This window comes from Amycolatopsis sp. NPDC049868 (assembly GCF_044461365.1).
In the GTDB taxonomy this organism is placed as follows: Bacteria; Actinomycetota; Actinomycetes; order Mycobacteriales; family Pseudonocardiaceae; genus Amycolatopsis.
Genome location: NZ_JBITKV010000013.1, coordinates 103,444 through 122,002, shown reverse-complemented (window position 1 = coordinate 122,002; position 18,559 = coordinate 103,444). Strand labels below are relative to the sequence as shown.

Sequence of the window (18,559 nt, the reverse complement as noted above, 5' to 3'; positions counted from 1 at the left end):
GAATCGTTCGGCCTTTGCCCGGATCAACGCGGAGAACCCGCCTGGGGTTCCCGCGCGCACTGGCGGGCGAAACTAGAACACGTTATAGTTCGGCCCCATGAAGTTCACCCTGTCGATCGCGATGAATCCGCTCGATCAGCTGGGCGAGCTCGCCCGGGCCGCCGAAGAGGCGGGTTTCTCCTCGATCGCGCTCCCGGATTCCCTGTTCTATTCCGAAACGGTCTCGGCCGACTATCCGTACACGCCCGACGGCAGCCGCTTCTGGACCGAGGAGACCCCCTGGGCCGATCCGCTGGTCGCGGCCGCCTCGATGGGCGCGGTCACCGAGCGGCTCACGTTCTACACCTCCGTGCTCAAACTCGGCTCCCGGAACCCGGTCCTGCTCGCCCGCCAGGTCAACTCGGTCGCGGCGCTGACCGGCGGCCGGTTCGGGCTCGGGCTCGGCGTCGGCTGGTCGCCGGAGGAGTTCCGCTGGTGCGGCGCGCCGTACGAGAAGCGCGGCAAACGCGTCGACGAGGCCATCGAGGTGCTGCGCCTGATCCTCGACGGCGGGATGGTCGAGTTCCACGGTGAGTTCTTCGACTTCGACAAGCTCCGCATGAGCCCGACGCCGCCGTCGCGGGTGCCGTTCTACATCGGCGGGCACACCGACGTCGCGCTGCGCCGGGCCGCGCGCGTCGCCGATGGCTGGTCTTCGGCGATGATGAAGTTCGACGACCTGGCCGACACGATCGCCAAGCTGCGCGGACTGCTGGCCGAACAGGGCCGCGCCGGCGATCCCTTCGAGTATCAGGCCGTCTGCATCGACAAGTTCGGGCTCGACGGCTACCGCGAGCAGGGCGACATCGGCGTCACCGACATCATCACCATGCCGTGGGTGTTCGACGGCCTCGGTTTCGACGCCGAGGTCGGCCCGAAGCTCGATTCCATCAAGAAGTTCGGCGACCGGATCATCGCGAAGTTGGGAGACTGAACCATGGGTGTCGACGTCTGCTGGGATCCGGCCACCGAACAGCCGCCCGCGCGGCGGGCCGCGTTCCGTTCGATGACCGCGGTCACCGCGGGGGACAAGCCCGCCTGGCTCGAACTCTTCGCCGGGGACGCCGTCGTCGAGGACCCGATCGGCCGGTCGATGTTCGACGAAGAAGGCAAGGGACACCACGGGCACGACGGGATCAGTGCCTTCTGGGACAAGACGATCGCGAACGTCGAACGCTTCCAGTTCACCATCCGCGATTCCCACGCGGCCGGGGACGAGGTCGCGAACGTCGGCACGATCACGACGTACCTGCCCGGCGGCTACCGCGTCGACACCGACGGCGTGTTCGTCTACCGGGTGCGCGAGGACGGGCTGATCGTGTCGATGCGCGCGTTCTGGGAGACCGAGCGCGCCATGGCCACCGCCAGGAAGGCCGATGAGTGACACACGGTCTTGACCGCGCTTCGTAAGCGCTCTTTACTCAAGACTGGTTCTACGAGTGCTCTTCCGCCGCGTACTCGTCGGATGCCTTCCCCGAGCGCATCCAAGGAGAGAGCATGTCGGCATCCACCTTCCTGCGGCGGTTCGCGGCCATCGCCGCCGCGGCACTCCTGCTGACCCCGGTCCTGACGGTTCCCGAACCCGCGCTGGCGCTGGAAAACGGCCTCGCCCGCACCCCGCCGATGGGGTTCAACAACTGGAACTCGACCCATTGCCGCGCGGAATTCGACGAGGCGATGATCAAGGGGATCGCGGACATCTTCGTCTCGCAGGGCCTGAAGGACGTCGGGTACCGGTACGTCAACATCGACGACTGCTGGGCGCTGCCCACCCGGAACGCGCAAGGTGATCTGCAGCCGGATCCGAAGAGATTCCCCAGCGGTATCAAGGCATTGGCCGACTACGTCCACTCGAAGGGCCTCAAGTTCGGCATCTACACCAGCGCCGGCACCAAGACCTGCAACACCGCGGGTTTCCCCGGCGGCCTCGGACACGAGCAACGGGACGCGAACCTCTTCGCGTCGTGGGGCGTCGACTACCTGAAGTACGACAACTGCAACAACCAGGGCGTCGACGCGCAGAAGCGGTACAAGGCGATGCGGGACGCACTCGCCAGGACCGGCCGCCCGATCGTCTACTCGATCTGCGAATGGGGCCGGTCCGAACCCAAGGTGTGGACCTGGGGTGAGCCGGTCGGGAACCTGTGGCGCACCACCGGCGACATCTCCGACAACTGGACGAGCATGATCGGCAAGGCGAAGGCGAACCGTGTGCTCGCGAAGTACGCCGGTCCCGGGCACTGGAACGATCCCGACATGCTCGAAGTCGGCAACGGCGGGATGACCGCGACCGAGTACCGCACCCATTTCAGCCTCTGGGCGATGATGGCCGCGCCGCTGCTCATCGGCAGTGATCTGCGCAAGGCGGGCGCGGAGACGTTCGGCATCCTCAAGAACACCGACATCATCGCCCTCGACCAGGATCCGCTGGGGAAGCAGGCGACGGTCGTGAGTTCCGACGGCGGCCTCGTCGTCTACAACAAGGTGCTGGCCAATGGGGACCGGGCGGTGGCACTGTCCAATGAGAACACTTCGGCCGCGACGATCGGCACCACCGCGGCGGCGCTGGGTATCGGCGGCGCACCGTCGTACCTGCTGAAGGATCTGTGGTCGAAGGCGACCCGGACGACCACCGGGAAGATCAGCGCGTCCGTCCCGGCACACGGCACCGTGGTCTACCGCGTCTCCAAGGGATCCGGCTCGGTGACCCGCCATGAGGCCGAGGCCGGCACGGTGTCCGCGGGCGGGACGATCGACTCGAATCACGCGGGATTCTCCGGTACCGGTTTCGTCAACGGCGCCAACGCCGTCGGGAGCCACGTGGAGTGGAAGGTCGACGCCGCCTCGGCGGGCCCGGTGCGGGTGAGCTTCGGGTACGCCAACGGCACCACCTCGAACCGGCCGGTCGATGTCTCGGTGAACGGAACCGTGGTGGCCACCGGGGTCGCCTTCGCGGGCACCGGCGCGTGGACGGCTTGGAGTACGGTCTCGCGCTCACTGGATCTCGCCGCCGGTACGAACACGATCCGGCTCACCGCCACCACACCGGACGGTCCGGCGAATCTGGACTACGCGGACCTCGCCACCGGGTAGGTTTCCGGCCATGCGGATCGGCGTGGTCAAGGTCGTGTTCCTGGTGGTGGGGTTCTACGCCTTGGCCACGCTGATCTTCCTCCTGCTCGCTTTCGGCGGCGGCTTCCTGCTGGCCGGGATCGACAACGTCCCGCTGTTCGTCCTCGCCGGGCTCGGCATGGGGTTGCTGTTCGGCGCCGGGATCGCGGCGCTCCTCCCGATCCGCCCGGTGCCCTTCGTGCCGAAAGGGGTCCCGCTCTACCGCGACGACGCCCCTGAGCTGTGGGCGACCCTCACCGAACTGGCGGAGACGATCGGCACCCGGCCGCCGGACCAGGTGTGGCTCACCGCCGGGCCGGGGGCGTCGGTCGTCGAGGAGGCGCGGTTGTTCGGGCTGAAAGCCGGCCGCCGGTTCCTGTCGATCGGCCTTCCGACGCTCCAAGCGTTGACCCGCGCCCAGGCGCGCGCCGTGCTGGCGCACGAGCTCGCCCACTACGGGCAGCTCGACGGCCGGACGAGCGTGACCGGTTACCGCTCCCACGTCGCCGTCGCGCGGATGCTCGACCGCTTTCCCCGAAGCACGATCAACCCGTTGTCCTGGCTGTTCCGCGGTTACGCGCGGCTGTTCGTCCTGACCCAGCGGGCCGCGAGCCGCCGCCGCGAGTTCGAAGCCGACCAGGTCATGGGCCGGATCGCCGGCCGGGCCGCCGCGCAGTCGGCGTTACGGCTGCATCCGCGGCTCGACGGGGAATGGACGCGGTATCTGGGCGTCCACGTCGCACTCGGAGCGGAGGTCGAGATGGCCCCCGACGATGTCTACGGCGGTTTCGCCGGAATGCTCGACGCACGGCGCGAGTGGCTGGCCACCGTCGACGAGCCCATCCGGCTTCCGTCCCGCTGGGACACCCATCCGCCGATGACGGAACGGCTGTGGGCCTTGGAAACCGCGCCCGGGAAGTCCGATGTGGACGAACGTCCGGCGCTGGGCCTGCTCGCCGACCCCGTCCGGTCCGCCGCCCGGCTCGAAGAGGCGTCGTTCGACTTCGGTGAGCGCCGTCGCCTGCCCTGGGACACGTACCCGCGCGAGGCGGCACTGGCGAGGCTGAAGATCGACGCCGAGGCCGCGTACCGGGCCATCGCCCGCGCATCGGGGCAGCCAGGCGGAAGCCTCGAAACGCTTCTCACGTTGCCGGGTGCGGATGTTCCGGAGGATGGGCTCACGGCCGCCGTCATACTGGCCGCCCTGGACGCGGGCACGATGCGGTTCGTGCACCGATGGGACGACGAACCGGATTTCGTCCTCGCCGACGGGTCCTTCCTGGACTTCGACCTCATCGAGGATCTGCTGATTGGCGGACCGGAACATGCCGTGCGTGCCCGCGCGGCGCTGGCGGGGCTGGGCATCGACCCGGCGGCCGCGAACGGCGGGACGGAACGGCTTTCGCCGGGCGAGGCGCCGGTGATCGGCGGGCTGGCGAACGTGAGATTCGACGATCGGCACGGCCATCTGGTCATCACCGAACGCGGCCTGATCTTCTCGCCGGTCCCGGGGGCCGAGTCCGAGCCGGGGAAGGAGGCACTGCTCGCGCTGATGACGCAGGCCCCGTTCGCGGTCGCCGCCCGGGCGGAAGCGGTCTGGCTGCCGTACGAGGAGTTCTCACACGTGGAGAAGCAGCGTGACATTCCGATCAAGGCGACCGTGACCCTCTACAACGGCGACGAGCACCGGATCCACGCCGTCTACACCGGTTACGTCCACGAGAAGTCGCACGAGACGATCCTCCGGGTGCTCAGGTGAGCCGCTCCGCGCGCCGGGTCAGGTACCGCTTCTCGGGTTCGCTCGCGGTCTTCCCGGCGGCCCGCAGATACGCCTCGCGCGCGGCGCCGGTGTCTCCGGCCAGTTCCAGCAGATGCCCGCGTACGGAATCGAGCCGGTGCGTCTGGTCCATCCGGCTGTCGCCGTCGAGCGTGGCCAGCAGTTCGAGGCCCGCTTCCGGCCCGTTGACCTCGGCGACCGCGACGGCGCGGTTGAGCGTGACGACGGGGCCGGGCGAGACCTTCTCGAGGACGTCGTAGAGCGCGAGGATCTGGGGCCAGTCCGTGCCGGCCGCGGTGGCCGCCTCGGAGTGGACGGCGGCGATCGCGGCCTGCACCTGGTACGGCCCGACCGGACCCGCCGCCAAGGCCTTGCTCACCAGCGAAACCCCTTCGGCGATCGTTTCCGCGTTCCAGCGCGAGCGGTCCTGCTCGGCGAGCGGGACGAGCGAGCCGTCGTCGCCGGCGCGGGCGGTCCGGCGGGCGTCGGTCAGCAGCATGAGCGCGAGCAGACCGGTGACCTCGTCCTCGTCCGGCATGAGCCGCCGGAGCAGCCGGGTCAGCCGGATCGCCTCCGCGGTCAGGTCGGCGCGGTGCAGGTCGGGGCCGCCGCTGGTCGTGTAGCCCTCGTTGAAGATCAGGTACAGCACCTGGAGGACGACGCGGAGCCGTTCGCCGAGTTCCGCGGACGGCGGCAGGACGAACTCGGCGCCCGCCTTCTTGATGGTCTGTTTCGCCCGGCTGATCCGCTGGGCGAGGGTCGATTCGGGGACCAGGAACGCGTTCGCGATCTCGCCGGTGGTCAGGCCGCCGACCGCGCGCAACGTGAGCGCGAGCTGTGACGGCGCGGACAGGGAAGGGTGGCAGCACAGGAAAAGGACGGTGAGCGTGTCGTCCGAATCGGATACGGCGGAGGTTTCGCGCGGACCGGCCAGGTCCATCAGCGCGTCGTTCTCCTCGCGCCGCCGTCGTGCGCTTTCGCTGCGCCACTCGTCGACCAGCCGCCGTGACGCGACCGTCGCGAGCCAGGACTTCGGGCTGTCCGGGATGCCCTGCTCCGGCCATTGCTGCGCGGCCGAGAGCAGGGCTTCCTGGACGGCGTCCTCGCAGGCGTCGAACTGCCCGTGTTTGCGCACCAGCAACCCGATGACCTGCGGGGCCAGCTCCCTCAGGAGCGCTTCCACCTGACGATCGTCCTTCACGACGCCAGTCTTACCCCATTCAGGGAGTCAGGCGACGGGGGAGTAGTGCGAAGCGTCGCCTTCGAGGGATTCGCTCGGCACCCCGTCGATGCCCACCGGGACGTCGCCCGCCACGGTCACCCGGTTCAGGCGGCGGGGCAGGTCGTCGTAGTTGTCGACGGCGTAGTGCTGGGTGATGCGGTTGTCGAACAGCACCAGCTGGTTCGGCTCCCAGCTCACCCGGACGACGTTCTCCGGGCGGGTCACGTAGGACTGCAGCAGCCGCAGGATGTCGCGCGACTCGCCCTTGGACAGCCCGATGATCCGCTGCGCGAACCCGCCGATGTACAGCCCGCGTTCCCCGGTCGCCGGATGCACCCGCACCACCGGGTGGACCGTGCGGAACTTCTGCGAGACGAACACCTCGCGGCGTTCCCGCTCCGCGTCGTCGAGGGTCTCGGGCGCCTTCGCGTAGTCGTAGTCGTTGGTGTGCTCGGCGCGCAGCGTGTCGGCGAACGCCCGGAGCGGCTCCGGCAGGTCCCGGTACGCGGCGGCCGAGTTGGCGATCAGCGTCTCGCCGCCGTACGGAGGGACGACCAGGCTGCGCAGCGTGCTGGCCTTCGGCGGGTTGAGCACGAAGGTGACGTCGGTGTGCCACTGGTTCGCGCGGCCCTGTTCGCTGTCGACCGGCAGGATGGCGGGCTCGCCGTCGACCGACGGGACGGTCGGGTGTGCCTTGGTCAGTCCGCCGAAGTGCCCGGCGAACCGCTGCTGGCCCGCGTCGTCGAGGTCGACATCGCGGAAGACGAGCGCCTTGTGCTCGTGGAGGGCCTCGGTGACGAACGCGACGGTCGCGGCGTCGAGATCCTTGGCCGGGTCGACGCCGACGACCTGCGCGCCGATCCTGCCGGTGATCTTGCGGACTTCGACCTGGGTGTTGAGTGCGGTCATGCGGCGTGCTCCTTCACTGGGGTGCGATGGACTGGACGGGCGAGGCCGTAGTGGCCGCGCAAGGTCGTGGCGGTGTACTCGGTGCGGAACAGGCCGCGCCGCTGAAGTTCGGGGACCACGAGGTCGACGAAGTCCTCCAGCCCACCCGGCAGCGTGGGCGGCATGACGTTGAAGCCGTCCGCGGCGCCTTCGGTGAACCAGTGCTCCAGCTGGTCGGCCACCTGCGTGGCAGTACCGGCGAAGACGCGGTGTCCCCGGCCGCCCGCCAGCCGCTCGATCAGCTGGCGGATCGTCAGGTTCTCGCGCCGCGCCAGGCCTGTGACCAGTTCGAACCGGCTCTGGGCGCCTTCGGTGAACGTGCCGACGTCGGGCAGGGGACCGTCGAGCGGGTACGGCGTCAGGTCGTGGTCGAGCATGGTCGACAGCTGCCGCACGCCGTACGCGGGCGTGATGAGGGCGTTGAGTTCGGCCTCGCGTTCTTTCGCTTCGGCCTCGGTGCGCCCCAGGATCGGGCTGATCCCAGGCAGGATCTTGATCTCCTCCGGCGAGCGGCCGTAGTTCGCGAGCCTGCCCTTGACGTCGTCGTAGAAAGCCTTGCCCTCGGCGAAGGTCTGCTGCGCGGTGAAGACCGCCTCGGCGAACCGGGCGGCGTACTCCTTGCCCGTCTCCGAGGAACCGGCCTGGACGAGCAACGGATGTCCCTGCACCGGGCGCGGGATGTTGAGCGGGCCGCGGACCTGGAAATGCGGGCCGTTGTGGTCGATGGGGTGGATGCGGTCGGTGTCGGCGTAGACACCGCTCGCCTTGTCGATCACCGCCGCGTCGTCGTCCCAGCTGTCCCAGAGTTTCCTGGCCACTTCGACGAATTCGGTGGCGCGCTCGTAGCGCAGCGCGTGCGCCGGCCGGGCGTCGCGGTTGAAGTTGCGTGCCTCGTCCTCGCCCGCCGACGTCACGATGTTCCAGCCCGCGCGCCCGCCGCTGAGGTGGTCGAGCGACGCGAACTTCCGCGCCAGGTGGTACGGCTCGTTGTAGGTCGTCGACGCGGTGGCGATCAGCCCGATGCGCTCGGTCGCCCCGGCCAGCGCGGAAAGCAACGTCAGCGGCTCGAACAGGGTGTGCGAGTTGTAGCGGACGTTGCCCCACAAGGCGACGCCGTCGGCGAGGAACAGCGAATCCAGCTTGCCGCGCTCCGCCGTGCGGGCGATGTCGACATAGTGTTTCAGTGTCGCGGCCCGGTGCGGATCCGTGCTCGGATGCCGCCACGCCGCCTCGTGATGGCCGTTCGGCATCACGAACGCGTTGAGGTGTAAGTGCTTCACGCCTTCTCCTTGACACGCCAGGTGGAGAACCGCCGCTCCAGCGCGACGAAGCCCGCGTTGATGGCCAGGCCCAGCACCGACACCGTGATGATCGCGGCGTACATCTGCTGGATCTGGAAGTTGACCTGCGAGTTGTTGATCAGATAGCCGAGCCCGGCCTTGGCGCCGACCATTTCGGCGGCGATCAGGATGAGGATCGAGTACGCGGCCGCCATCCGGATACCGGTGAAGATGGTCGGCACCGCCGACGGCAGGATCACCTTCCGGAACAGGCTCGGGCTCGACAGCCCGAGCGAGCGCGCGGCCTTGACCAGCAACGGATCCACGGTGTTCACCCCGGCGATCGTGTTGAGCAGCACCGGCCAGACACAGGCGTAGACGATCAGCGCGATCTTGGACACCTCGCCGATGCCGAGCAGGAGCGTGAACACCGGCAGCAGGGCCAGCGCGGCGGTGTTGCGGGCCAGCTCCAGCAGCGGGTTCAGGAATTCCGCGAGCGGCCGGTACCAGGCGATCAGCAGGCCGAGCGGCACCGAGACACCCACCGCGATCACGAATCCGGCGGCGGACCGGCCGAGACTCGCCAGCAGATGGTCGGCCAGCTGCCCGTTGAGGATCAGCTCCCAGAGCGCGGCGAGGTCCTCCGACAGCGGCGGGAGGAAGGTCCTCGTGCCTTCGTCGAGCAGGTACTGGGGAGCGAGCTCCCAGACGGCGAGGAAGAGCAGGATCGCGGCCGAACTGCGGAAGGCCTTGCGTAACGGGTTCTTCTTCTTGCGAGGTTTCCCGGCGACCTTCGGTCCGGTGTGGACCTTCGGCGCTTCGAGAGTGGCGGTCATCAGGCGGCCCTCCGGATCTCGTCGTGCAGCAGTTCCCACAGCCGATGGCGATGGGCCACGAAGGCGGGCGCCGAGCGCAGGTCCTCGTTCGAACGGTCGCCGAGGTCGATGTCGACGACGTCCTTGAGCCTGCCCGGCCGGGACGTGAGCACCGCGACCTTCTGTCCTAAATAGACGGCTTCCTCGATGCTGTGGGTGATGAAGACGATGGTCTTGCCGGTGCGTTTCCAGATCCGCCGAAGCTCCTCTTGAAGGAGTTCGCGGGTCTGGGAGTCCAGCGCGGCGTACGGCTCGTCCATCAGCAGTACGTCCGGGTCGTAGGCGAGGCTTCTCGCGATCGCGACCCGTTGTTTCATCCCACCGGAAAGCTCGTGGGGAAGATGCTCCTCGAACCCGGAAAGCCCGACCAGGTCGAGGAATTCCCGTGCCCGCTCGGCACGCTGCCGCTTGTTCAGGGTGCCGCCTTCGAGGCCGAACTCGACGTTGGCCCGCGCGGTGCGCCACGGGAACAGCGCGTACTGCTGGAACACGACACCGCGATCCAGTCCCGGCCCGGTGACGGGTTTCCCGTCGATCAGGACCTCGCCGGAGGTGGGTTTCGCGAGCCCGCCGAGCAGATCGAGCAGCGTGGACTTGCCGGAACCGCTCGGCCCGACGAGGGAGAGGAACGTGCCGTCCTCGATGTCGAGGGAGACGTCGTCGAGTGCGGTCAACGCGCCGAAGGTCTTGGTCACCGAGCGGAGGCTGATCTTGGCGGTCATGCGCCACCGCCTTCGCGATACGGGTTGAATTCGTTGGTGTAGATCTTCTTCAGGTCGACTTGGTCGTTCTTGATGAACCCGGACTGCTTGAGCCAGCCCGTCCAGAGCATGTAGTCGTTGTCCGAGATCAGCCCGCCCTTGGTGACACCGGTGCTCTTCCAGTACTTGAGCGTTTCGGTGTTCTCGTTGCGGCCGCGGTTCTGGATGATCTTGGTGAACCGGGCGATCACCTCCTCGCGCGGAGTGGTGCGGGCCCATTCGATCGCCTTGGCCACGCCGGTGACGAAGGTCTTCGTGGTCTCCGGGTACTTCTTGATGAAGTCGGTCCGCAGCACGTATGGCCCGCCGTTGTACGGCCCGAACGCCTCGACGTCCTTCACGATCGGCCGCACCCCGCCTCCCGCGAGGGCCCGGTCCTGCAGGACACCGTTGAGCCCGGCGACGTCGATCTGGCCGTTGCGCAGGGCCTGTTCGGTGTTGATCGGCGGCAGGACGACGAGCTGCACCTGGTCGATTTCGGCGTCGGTGAGGCCGTTGCGCTTGAGCCAGGTGTCGAGGACCGCCTCCAGGTTCGCGCCGACGGTGTTGACGCCGACCTTCTTGCCGATGAGGTCACGCGGGGTGCGGATCGGGCTGTCCTCCTTGACGTAGAAGCCCAAGAAGGTCTTCTCGTCGGAGCCGTAGTAGTTGACGACGGCCTTGATCGGAGCGCCGGCGTCGACGAGTTTGGCGACAGCGCCGGTGAAGGCGCCGCCGAAGTCGGTCTGGTCGGTGGCGGCGGACTGGATGTCCTGCGGTCCGCTGATCGTGTTGCCGACCCATTTGAGTTTGACCGGGCCGAAGTAGCCGAGGTCTTCGGCGAGTTCGGGGAAGGTGACGCTGTTCGCCGACCCCTGGTAGCGGAGTTCGAGCTTCTCCGGCTGCCCGGCCACTCCTGCCGAGGTCGCCGAGGCGCCGCAGCCCGACAGCGCCAATCCGGCGAGGAGCGCGGCGATCAAGGGCACTGGTTTCTTCACGGTGGGCTCTTTCGTTCGGGTTCTCGTCGTTGAAGAAGATTCTTCGCAGGCCCGGCGGAGAGCGTCAATTTTGCGATTTAGTGAAGTAACTCAGGAAGCGTTGGCGAGGTTCGTGAAAAGCGGATCTCCGTAGAGGGCGTTCAGCATGACCGCCCCGCCGGCCGTCGCCAGCTCGGTCCCCGGAAAGCTCGACGCCACAACGCTTTTCGTCGCGTCCTGGCAAATCCAGGAGCGCTGAGCGACCTCGTCCCGGATCGTGGAAAGGCAACCGTCGACGTCGCGTACACTCTGGTCGAGCACGATGAGGATTTCCGGATTCAGGACGTCGAAGAGCAAGGCGGCGGCCTGTCCGATAATCCGCGCGCGTTCCTGGAAAAGGTCGATGGCGATTTTGTTTCCCGAGGCCGCTGAACGGAGCACGGCGGCGAAATCAGGGTTTTCGACGAGGCCCGCCTCGGCGGCTTTACGGGCGACCGTGCGCTCGGACACCGTCGCTTCCAGGCAGCCGGAACGCCCGCACTGGCAAGGCTCGTCGCTGTCGTCGACCCGCAGATGCGCGACGGCGCCCGCCGCCGACCTCGGTCCATGGTGGACGGTGTCGCCGGTGGCGAAGGCGGCGTCGACCACGTTGCCGGTGAACAGCTGCACGACACTGCTCCGCGTTCTCGGTTGCCCCAGCAGGCGTTCGGCGTGGATGAGCGCACGCGAATGCCCGTCGACGCGGACGTCGAGACCGGTGACCTCCGTGAGCAGATCGCGCAACGGGACCCCGCGCCAGCCGAGCAATCCGTGCTCCACCACCGTTCCCGAAGCCTCGTCGACCCAGCCGCCGGTCGCCACCCCCAGCCCGAGCGGCGTCCGCTCCGGCGCGTGTCCGATGAGGAGGTCGTCGAGCAGTTCCGCGATCTGCGCGACCTGCACGGCCGGCTCGGCGCCGTGATGCGGGGCTTCCAGCTGTGCCAGCACTTTCCCGCGCAGATCCAGCAGCCCGACGGTGAGATGGTCGGCCGCGACATGCGCTCCGCACACCACGAACCGTTCCGTGTCGAGATCCAGCGGCACATACGGCCTGCCGACCGCGCCCGCGACCTCGGGCAGCTCGATGAGGAACCCGCGGCGCATCAGCTCCGCCACATGCCCCGTGACGGCCGCGGCACTCAGCCCGGTGCGGCGCGCGATGGTGCTGCGCGCTATCGCCCCTTCGTCCAGCACCACGCGGAGCACCGCGCTGGCACTGGCGCTCCGCCTGCCGGTCACGGTGCCGATGTTCGCAAGCGGGTGGCGGTGGGCCTAGGGCTCTCACCATCCGGGAGCTGGTCAGGCGGTCAGCTCGCGGAAGAACTTGGCGCTGCGCTCGCAGCGGTCTTCGTATCCCCGTGCCCGGTAGAAGGCGTGCGCGCCGGTCCGGCGGCGGGAACTGCTGACCTCCATGGCGCTACAGCCCCACCGCAGCGCCTGCTCTTCGGCGGTGGTGATCAGTTCGCGTCCGACCCCGGTGCCGCGCTGGGTCTCGTCCACCACCAGGGCCACGATCCGTCCCACGGCCCCTTCCCGTTCGAGGAGCGGGATCGCGACCACCGCGATGACACCGACCACGGTGCCGTCCGCTTCGGCGACGAACGCGGCGCCTTCGGGATGGCGGGTCCAGCGTTCGAGCCGGGCGCGCACGTCGGTCTCGTCGTTGTCCGGGTAGCCCAGCTGAGCGAGGAGGGTGGTCACGGCGGGGGCGTCGGTGGTGGTGGCGTGGCGGATCTCCATGATCGCCATCCTGCCCGGATACTCCAGTGGATGTGGTTGCCGACGAGGATCAGCGGGATCGAGCAGCCGCCCCTCATGCGGCCCCTCTCTCGGCGGTACGGAAGGGCTCGGCTTGCTCCTATCGTGGAGGAGGAGCTCTCATCCGGTTCGGCCGGACACGTGACTCGTGATCACGAGGGAGTACTGGTCCATGGGGGACCTTCCTCCTTCGAGCTTTGACCAGAGCCCGAAGTCGAGGTGTCGGATCGTCTCGATCCCTTGCGGGTCTTAGCTCGACCTGCGGAAAACCGCCCCGTCAGCGCGGATAAGGCGCGTACTGACGGAGGGGCCATGGCACTTTCCTCGTTCTCCGGCGTCCCGGCGATCGAGCTCGTCGGGCTCGTGCCGGTCGGCTATCTGGGACTGGTGTCCGTGGTTGCGTTCTGCGCGATCTTCACGCGGAAGAAGGCCCGGCGTGACGCGGCGCTCGAAGTGCTGAAGATGCTTCTGCCGAAGCGGCTCTCCGGTCGGCCGGAGAAGAGCGGAGAGCCGCGGCCCGCCGAGCTGGAACCCCCGGTAACGAAAAGGGCCGAACCCGCAGGTCCGGCCCCATCTGGTCGGGATGACAGGATTTGAACCTGCGACCCTCCGCTCCCAAAGCGGATGCGCTACCAAGCTGCGCCACATCCCGTGACTCCCCGATCTTCCCGGGGGGTGTGCGCACAGCCTAGCGGGTCACGCTAAGCTGTTTTCGCACCCGGTACTTCGGGGGCACGCGGGTGTAGCTCAATGGTAGAGCCCTAGTCTTCCAAACTAGCTACGCGGGTTCGATTCCCGTCACCCGCTCCACAGCTCCACATCAGAACCCGCAGGCGTCTGGCCTGCGGGTTTCTTTGTGTCCGGGTGGTCTTGAGTGGCGATTCGGGTTAGAGCCCAGGTCCGTGAAGGCCTCCTTGAGGGACTCTGGGTCCCTCAAGGAGGCCTTCACAGACTCGCCACACAAGCACCAGCAGTCGCAGCGCCTTCACACCTTCCCAAGTACATGAAGGCCCCCATCCTTGCGCCTAAGTACAGGATGGGGGCCTTCATGTACTTCAGCTGCCCAGCCCGCCGCCTCAGTCGGACTCGGCGGGTGCCACGGCCTGCGAGAGCCCGCTGGAAGCGGCGTCCGCCTCAAGATGGGCCGCGATCAGATCCAGCAGCTTGTCGGTGTCGACCGGCTTGGTCACGTAGTCGTCCGCGCCCGAAGCCAGGGTTCGCGCCTTGTCCTCCGCGGTCGCCTTCGCGGTGACGGCGATCACGGGCAGGTCTTCGTGCGCGGCCTCGGCGCGGATCGCGGTGATCGTGGCGTTGCCGTCCAGTTCGGGCATCATCACGTCCATCAGGACGAGCGCGGTGTCCTCGTGCCGTTCCAGGGCCCGGATGCCCGCGACGCCGGTCTCGGCGTAGATGACCTCCAGGCCGTTGCGTTCCAGCACGGCGGCCAGCGCGAAGACGTTGCGCAGGTCGTCGTCGACGATCAGGATCTTCTCGCCGTGGAACCGCAGCGACGGGCTCACCGGGATCACCTGCGGGACGGCCATGATCAGCGGGACACCGCTCGCCTGGGTGGTCGGGACGACCAGGTTCGCCGCGCTCACCGGCAGGTACAGGGTGAACGTGCTCCCCTTGCCGGGGTCGCTGCGGACACGCAGTTCGCCGCCGAGCAGTTCGGTCAGCTGCTGGCTGATCGACAGGCCCAGCCCGGTGCCGCCGTACTTGCGGCTGGTGGTGCCGTCGGCCTGGCGGAACGCGTCGAAGATGATCGCGAGTTTGTCCGGCGCGATCCCGATCCCGGTGTCCTCCACGGCGAACGCGAGGACGCCGGGGGCGTTGCGGAGCGAGTCGGCTTCGACCTCGCCCGGGTCGGCCATGCGGATGTGCAGGCGCACGCCGCCCTCATCGGTGAACTTCGCCGCGTTGGACAGCAGGTTCCGCAGCACCTGCTGCAAGCGGTGCTCGTCGGTGTGGATCGAAGACGGCACCGGCGGGTCGATGAGCACGGCGAACTCGAGGCCCTTGTCCGAGGTGAGCGGACGGCAGATCGATTCGACGTACTCGACCAGTTCGGGCAGCGTGACGTCGGACATCTGCAGATCCAGATGCCCGGCCTCGACCTTGGCCATGTCGAGGATGTCGTTGATCAGCTGTTGCAGGTCGCTGCCCGCCGAGTAGATCGTCCGCGCGAACTGGATCTGCTTCTCCGACAGGTTCCCGTCCGGGTTCTCCGAAAGCAGTTTCGCGAGGATCAGCGCGCTGTTGAGCGGAGTCCGCAGCTCGTGCGACATGTTCGCCATGAACTCGGACTTGTACTGCGACGCCATGGTCAGCTGCCCGGCACGCTCTTCGAGTTCCTGCCGCGCCTGCTCGATCTCGCTGTTCTTGACCTCGATATCGCGGTTCTGCTGGGCCAGCAGCGCCGCCTTCTCCGCCAGATCCGTGTTGGACCGGCGCAGTTCCCGTTGCTGTGCCTGCAACTGCTCGGACCGCGCGCGCAGTTCCTGTGCCAGGCGCTGGGATTCGGTCAGCAGGGCTTCGGTGCGCGAGTTCGACTGGATGGTGCTGACGTTGACCGCGATGGTCTCCTTCAGCTGCTCCAGCAGGTCGATGTGGACGGTGCTGAAGGCGTTGATGGTCGCGAGTTCCAGCACACCGAGGACCTCGCCCTGGAACAGCACCGGCAGCACGATCACGTTGACCGGGGCGGCCGAACCCAGTCCCGAGGAGATGAGCGCGTACTCCGGCGGCGCTTCGTGGACCAGTATCGTGCGCCGGTCGACGGCGGCCTGCCCGATGAGCGATTCGCCGGGGGAGAACCGCAGCCCGGTCTGGGATTTCGCCAGCCCGTAGGTGGCGATGCTCTCCAGGACCACCTCTTCCTGCTCGTCTTCGCGGGCGAGGAAGAACGCGCCCTGCTGCGCGGACACCAGCGGGGTCAGCTCGGACAGGATCAGCGACGCCACCGACGCGAGATCGCGGTGACCCTGCATGAGCGCGGACAGCCGCGCGAGGTTGGTCTTGAGCCAGTCCTGTTCGCGGTTCGCCCGGGTGGTCTCCTTCAGGTTCGCGATCATCTGGTTGATGTTGTCCTTGAGTTCGGCCACCTCCCCGGACGCGTCGACGGTGATGTGCCGGGTCAGATCGCCGGCGGTCACCGCGGTGGCCACCTGCGCGATCGCGCGCACCTGGGTGGTCAGGTTCCCGGCCAGCTGGTTCACGCTTTCGGTCAGCCGCGACCACGTGCCGGCGACGCCGGGCACCTCCGCCTGACCGCCGAGCGTGCCGTCCGTGCCGACCTCGCGGGCGACGCGGGTGACTTCGGAGGCGAAGGCCGAGAGCTGGTCGACCATCGTGTTGATGGTCGTCTTGAGTTCGAGGATCTCGCCGCGCGCGTCGATGTCGATCTTCTTCGACAGATCGCCTTGCGCCACCGCGGTGGTCACCGTCGCGATGCTGCGGACCTGGCCGGTCAGGTTGTCGGCCATGACGTTCACGTTGTCCGTCAACGCCTTCCACGTGCCCGCCACGTTCGGCACGCGGGCCTGGCCGCCGAGGATGCCCTCGGTGCCGACCTCGCGCGCGACGCGGGTGACCTCGTCGGCGAACGCGCGCAGCGTTTCGACCATGCTGTTGATCGTCTCGGCGAGGACGGCGACCTCGCCCTGGGCGTCGATCGAGATCTTCTTCGACAGGTCGCCGTTCGCCACCGCGGTGGTCACCGTCGCGATGCTCCGCACCTGGTCGGTGAGGTTGGTGGCCATGACGTTGACGTTGTCGGTGAGGTCCTTCCACGTCCCGGCGACACCGCGCACCTGCGCCTGACCACCGAGCTTGCCTTCGGTACCCACTTCGCGCGACACCCGGGTGACTTCGTCGGCGAACGCCGAGAGCTGGTCGACCATGATGTTGACGGTGTTCTTGAGCTCCAGGATCTCGCCGCGCGCGTCGACGATGATCTTCTGCGTCAGGTCGCCCTTCGCGACGGCGGTGGTGACCTGGGCGATGTTCCGGACCTGGTCGGTCAGGTTGTTCGCCATGAAGTTGACGTTGTCGGTGAGGTCCTTCCACGTCCCGGCCACGCCGGGCACCTGCGCCTGACCGCCGAGCCGCCCGTCGCTGCCGACCTCGCGGGCGACCCGGGTGACCTCGTCGGCGAACGACGACAGCTGGTCGACCATCGTGTTCAGGGTGTTCTTGAGTTCGAGGATCTCGCCCTTGGCGTCGACGGCGATCTTCTGCGACAGGTCGCCCTTCGCCACCGCGGTCGCCACCTGGGCGATGTTGCGGACCTGCGCGGTGAGGTTGTTCGCCATGAAGTTGACCGACCCGGTGAGGTCGCGCCAGGTCCCGGCGACACCCGGCACCTGCGCCTGGCCGCCGAGCTGACCTTCCGTGCCGACCTCACGCGCGACTCGCGTGACCTCGTCGGCGAATGACGAAAGCTGGTCGACCATCGTGTTGACGGTCGTCTTGAGTTCGAGGATCTCGCCGCGCGCGTCGACCGTGATCTTCTGCGTCAGGTCGCCCTTCGCCACCGCCGTGGTGACCTGGGCGATGTTGCGGACCTGGTCGGTCAGGTTGTCCGCCATCTGGTTCACCGAGTCGGTGAGCCCGCGCCAGGTGCCCGCCACGCCGGGCACGGTCGCCTGCCCGCCGAGACGGCCTTCGCTGCCGACCTCGCGCGCCACCCGCGTGACCTCGTCGGCGAACGACGACAGCTGGTCGACCATCGTGTTCAGGGTGTTCTTGAGTTCGAGGATCTCGCCCTTGGCGTCGACGTTGATCTTCTGCGAGAGATCGCCCTGGGCGACCGCGGTGGCCACCTGGGCGATGTTGCGCACCTGGTCGGTCAGGTTGTCCGCCATCAGGTTCACCGAGTCGGTGAGGTCGCGCCACGTGCCCGCCGCGCCGGGGACCTGCGCCTGACCGCCGAGACGGCCTTCGCTACCCACCTCGCGCGACACCCGGGTCACTTCGTCGGCGAACGACGAGAGCTGGTCGACCATGATGTTGACGGTGTTCTTGAGCTCCAGGATCTCGCCGCGCGCGTCGACGTTGATCTTCTGGGTCAGATCGCCCCGCGCCACCGCGGTGGTCACCTGGGCGATGTTGCGCACCTGATCGGTCAGGTTGCTGGCCATCACGTTGACGTTGTCGGTGAGGTCACGCCAGGTGCCCGCCACCCCCGGGACCTCGGCCTGACCGCCGAGCCGTCCTTCGGTGGCGATCTCCCGGGCCACCCTGGTGACCTCGGTCGCGAACCGCGAAAGCTGTTTGATCAGGCCGTTGACGGTCTTGGCGACTTCGGCGAACTGACCCTGCAACGGCCGTCCGCCGACTTCCAGCGGCATCGGCTCGGACAGATCGCCCTCGGCGACCGCGCCGAGGACGCGGTTGAGTTCGGCGGTGGGCCTGCTCACGTCCTCGATCAGCCCGTTGACGACGTCGACCGCGGTGGCCCAGCCGCCGGGGCCGATCTCGGCCGCGACGCGCTCGGTGAGCCTGCCTTCCTTGCCGACCGCCTCGCGGACGCGCAGGAGTTCGGTCACCAGTCGCTGGTTCCGTTCGGCGATGTCGTTGAAGGCGCCCGCGAGCTGGGCCGCGAGCCCGTCGCCGTGCGCCACGAGCCGCCGCCGGAAGTTGCCGTCCCCGAGGTCACGAGCCGCCGCGAGCAGGCGTTCCAGGGTCGCTTCGTCCACCTGGCCGCCACCACCTTCCACGGGGATCCGGTCCCTTTGGGAGTGCTGTGTCATCTGTGTCGACCCTCTCCACCACGCATGCCAAGCCATGGTC

Annotated in this window: 14 protein-coding genes and 2 tRNA genes; 6 read left to right on the top strand and 10 right to left on the bottom strand. The window is 68.1% G+C overall.

The features are described from left to right. The first annotated feature begins 97 nt into the window (after nt 1–97). The 4 genes from ACIBTM_RS37550 (at nt 98) to ACIBTM_RS37535 (ending at nt 4,909) form a co-directional block, all read left to right on the top strand. Entirely contained in the window at nt 98–973 is an 876-nt protein-coding gene (locus tag ACIBTM_RS37550; RefSeq protein WP_395881909.1) for a TIGR03619 family F420-dependent LLM class oxidoreductase, read from the top strand. A 3-nt stretch (nt 974–976) separates the two neighbouring features. Then, nucleotides 977–1,423 carry a nuclear transport factor 2 family protein gene (locus ACIBTM_RS37545; RefSeq protein ID WP_378345007.1) on the top strand — a complete coding sequence of 149 codons (447 nt, stop codon included), beginning with the start codon at nt 977–979 and terminating at the stop codon, nt 1,421–1,423. 113 nt (nt 1,424–1,536) lie between these two features. Further along, on the top strand, nt 1,537–3,132 hold the full coding sequence (locus ACIBTM_RS37540; protein ID WP_395881908.1) for a carbohydrate-binding protein: 1,596 nt from the start codon (nt 1,537–1,539) through the stop codon (nt 3,130–3,132). Between the two features lie 10 nt (nt 3,133–3,142). Further along, entirely contained in the window at nt 3,143–4,909 is a 1,767-nt protein-coding gene (locus ACIBTM_RS37535) for a M48 family metallopeptidase (RefSeq protein ID WP_395881907.1), read from the top strand. Here ACIBTM_RS37535 and ACIBTM_RS37530 read toward each other — a convergent pair. The 8 genes from ACIBTM_RS37530 to ACIBTM_RS37495 all read right to left on the bottom strand — a co-directional run bounded on the left by ACIBTM_RS37530 (nt 4,902) and on the right by ACIBTM_RS37495 (nt 12,748). Then, the gene (locus ACIBTM_RS37530) at nt 4,902–6,128 is read right to left on the bottom strand and encodes an RNA polymerase sigma factor (RefSeq protein ID WP_395881906.1); all 1,227 of its coding nucleotides are present in this window, start codon (nt 6,126–6,128) and stop codon (nt 4,902–4,904) included. The genes ACIBTM_RS37535 and ACIBTM_RS37530 overlap by 8 nt on opposite strands. 27 nt (nt 6,129–6,155) lie before the next feature. Then, nucleotides 6,156–7,058: a TauD/TfdA dioxygenase family protein gene (locus tag ACIBTM_RS37525; RefSeq protein WP_395881905.1), complete on the bottom strand. Its 903-nt coding sequence runs from the start codon at nt 7,056–7,058 to the stop codon at nt 6,156–6,158. Then, complete coding sequence (locus tag ACIBTM_RS37520; protein ID WP_378346034.1) at nt 7,055–8,377, bottom strand: LLM class flavin-dependent oxidoreductase; 1,323 nt, start codon at nt 8,375–8,377, stop codon at nt 7,055–7,057. Before ACIBTM_RS37520 ends, ACIBTM_RS37525 begins: the two co-directional genes overlap by 4 nt. Beyond that, a complete protein-coding gene (locus tag ACIBTM_RS37515) occupies nt 8,374–9,213 on the bottom strand; it encodes an ABC transporter permease (RefSeq protein ID WP_395881904.1) in 840 nt (279 codons plus the stop codon). The genes ACIBTM_RS37520 and ACIBTM_RS37515 overlap by 4 nt, the downstream gene beginning before the upstream one ends. Continuing rightward, a complete protein-coding gene (locus ACIBTM_RS37510) occupies nt 9,213–9,974 on the bottom strand; it encodes an ABC transporter ATP-binding protein (protein ID WP_219153701.1) in 762 nt (253 codons plus the stop codon). The genes ACIBTM_RS37515 and ACIBTM_RS37510 overlap by 1 nt, the downstream gene beginning before the upstream one ends. Then, complete coding sequence (locus ACIBTM_RS37505; RefSeq protein ID WP_395881903.1) at nt 9,971–10,990, bottom strand: ABC transporter substrate-binding protein; 1,020 nt, start codon at nt 10,988–10,990, stop codon at nt 9,971–9,973. The genes ACIBTM_RS37510 and ACIBTM_RS37505 overlap by 4 nt, the downstream gene beginning before the upstream one ends. Nucleotides 10,991–11,080: 90 nt before the next feature. Beyond that, nucleotides 11,081–12,247, bottom strand: coding sequence for an ROK family protein (locus ACIBTM_RS37500; protein WP_395881902.1), 1,167 nt, complete (start codon nt 12,245–12,247; stop codon nt 11,081–11,083). 60 nt (nt 12,248–12,307) lie between these two features. Further along, complete coding sequence (locus ACIBTM_RS37495) at nt 12,308–12,748, bottom strand: GNAT family N-acetyltransferase (protein WP_395881901.1); 441 nt, start codon at nt 12,746–12,748, stop codon at nt 12,308–12,310. Nucleotides 12,749–13,078: 330 nt separating this feature from the next. Between ACIBTM_RS37495 and ACIBTM_RS37490 the strand changes: the two genes are divergently transcribed. Then, nucleotides 13,079–13,363 (top strand): hypothetical protein, encoded by a 285-nt coding sequence (locus ACIBTM_RS37490; RefSeq protein WP_395881900.1) that lies wholly within the window; start codon nt 13,079–13,081, stop codon nt 13,361–13,363. Here ACIBTM_RS37490 and ACIBTM_RS37485 read toward each other — a convergent pair. Then, nucleotides 13,342–13,418 (bottom strand) — tRNA-Pro (locus ACIBTM_RS37485). The genes ACIBTM_RS37490 and ACIBTM_RS37485 overlap by 22 nt on opposite strands. Before the next feature lie 84 nt (nt 13,419–13,502). Between ACIBTM_RS37485 and ACIBTM_RS37480 the strand changes: the two genes are divergently transcribed. Next, nucleotides 13,503–13,576, top strand: a tRNA-Gly gene (locus ACIBTM_RS37480). A gap of 266 nt (nt 13,577–13,842) precedes the next feature. On the opposite strand, the gene ACIBTM_RS37475 is transcribed toward ACIBTM_RS37480, so the two are convergent. Next, complete coding sequence (locus ACIBTM_RS37475; RefSeq protein ID WP_395881899.1) at nt 13,843–18,519, bottom strand: HAMP domain-containing protein; 4,677 nt, start codon at nt 18,517–18,519, stop codon at nt 13,843–13,845. Nucleotides 18,520–18,559 lie beyond the last annotated feature (40 nt).

Bases quoted from the DNA above. Each gene is read 5' to 3' on its own strand.
- ACIBTM_RS37550 (WP_395881909.1), top strand. From the start codon at position 98: ATGAAGTTCACCCTGTCGATCGCGATGAATCCGCTCGATCAGCTGGGC.
- ACIBTM_RS37545 (WP_378345007.1), top strand. From the start codon at position 977: ATGGGTGTCGACGTCTGCTGGGATCCGGCCACCGAACAGCCGCCCGCG.
- ACIBTM_RS37540 (WP_395881908.1), top strand. From the start codon at position 1,537: ATGTCGGCATCCACCTTCCTGCGGCGGTTCGCGGCCATCGCCGCCGCG.
- ACIBTM_RS37535 (WP_395881907.1), top strand. From the start codon at position 3,143: ATGCGGATCGGCGTGGTCAAGGTCGTGTTCCTGGTGGTGGGGTTCTAC.
- ACIBTM_RS37525 (WP_395881905.1), bottom strand. From the start codon at position 7,058: ATGACCGCACTCAACACCCAGGTCGAAGTCCGCAAGATCACCGGCAGG.
- ACIBTM_RS37515 (WP_395881904.1), bottom strand. From the start codon at position 9,213: ATGACCGCCACTCTCGAAGCGCCGAAGGTCCACACCGGACCGAAGGTC.
- ACIBTM_RS37510 (WP_219153701.1), bottom strand. From the start codon at position 9,974: ATGACCGCCAAGATCAGCCTCCGCTCGGTGACCAAGACCTTCGGCGCG.
- ACIBTM_RS37495 (WP_395881901.1), bottom strand. From the start codon at position 12,748: ATGGAGATCCGCCACGCCACCACCACCGACGCCCCCGCCGTGACCACC.
- ACIBTM_RS37490 (WP_395881900.1), top strand. From the start codon at position 13,079: ATGGCACTTTCCTCGTTCTCCGGCGTCCCGGCGATCGAGCTCGTCGGG.
- ACIBTM_RS37475 (WP_395881899.1), bottom strand. From the start codon at position 18,519: ATGACACAGCACTCCCAAAGGGACCGGATCCCCGTGGAAGGTGGTGGC.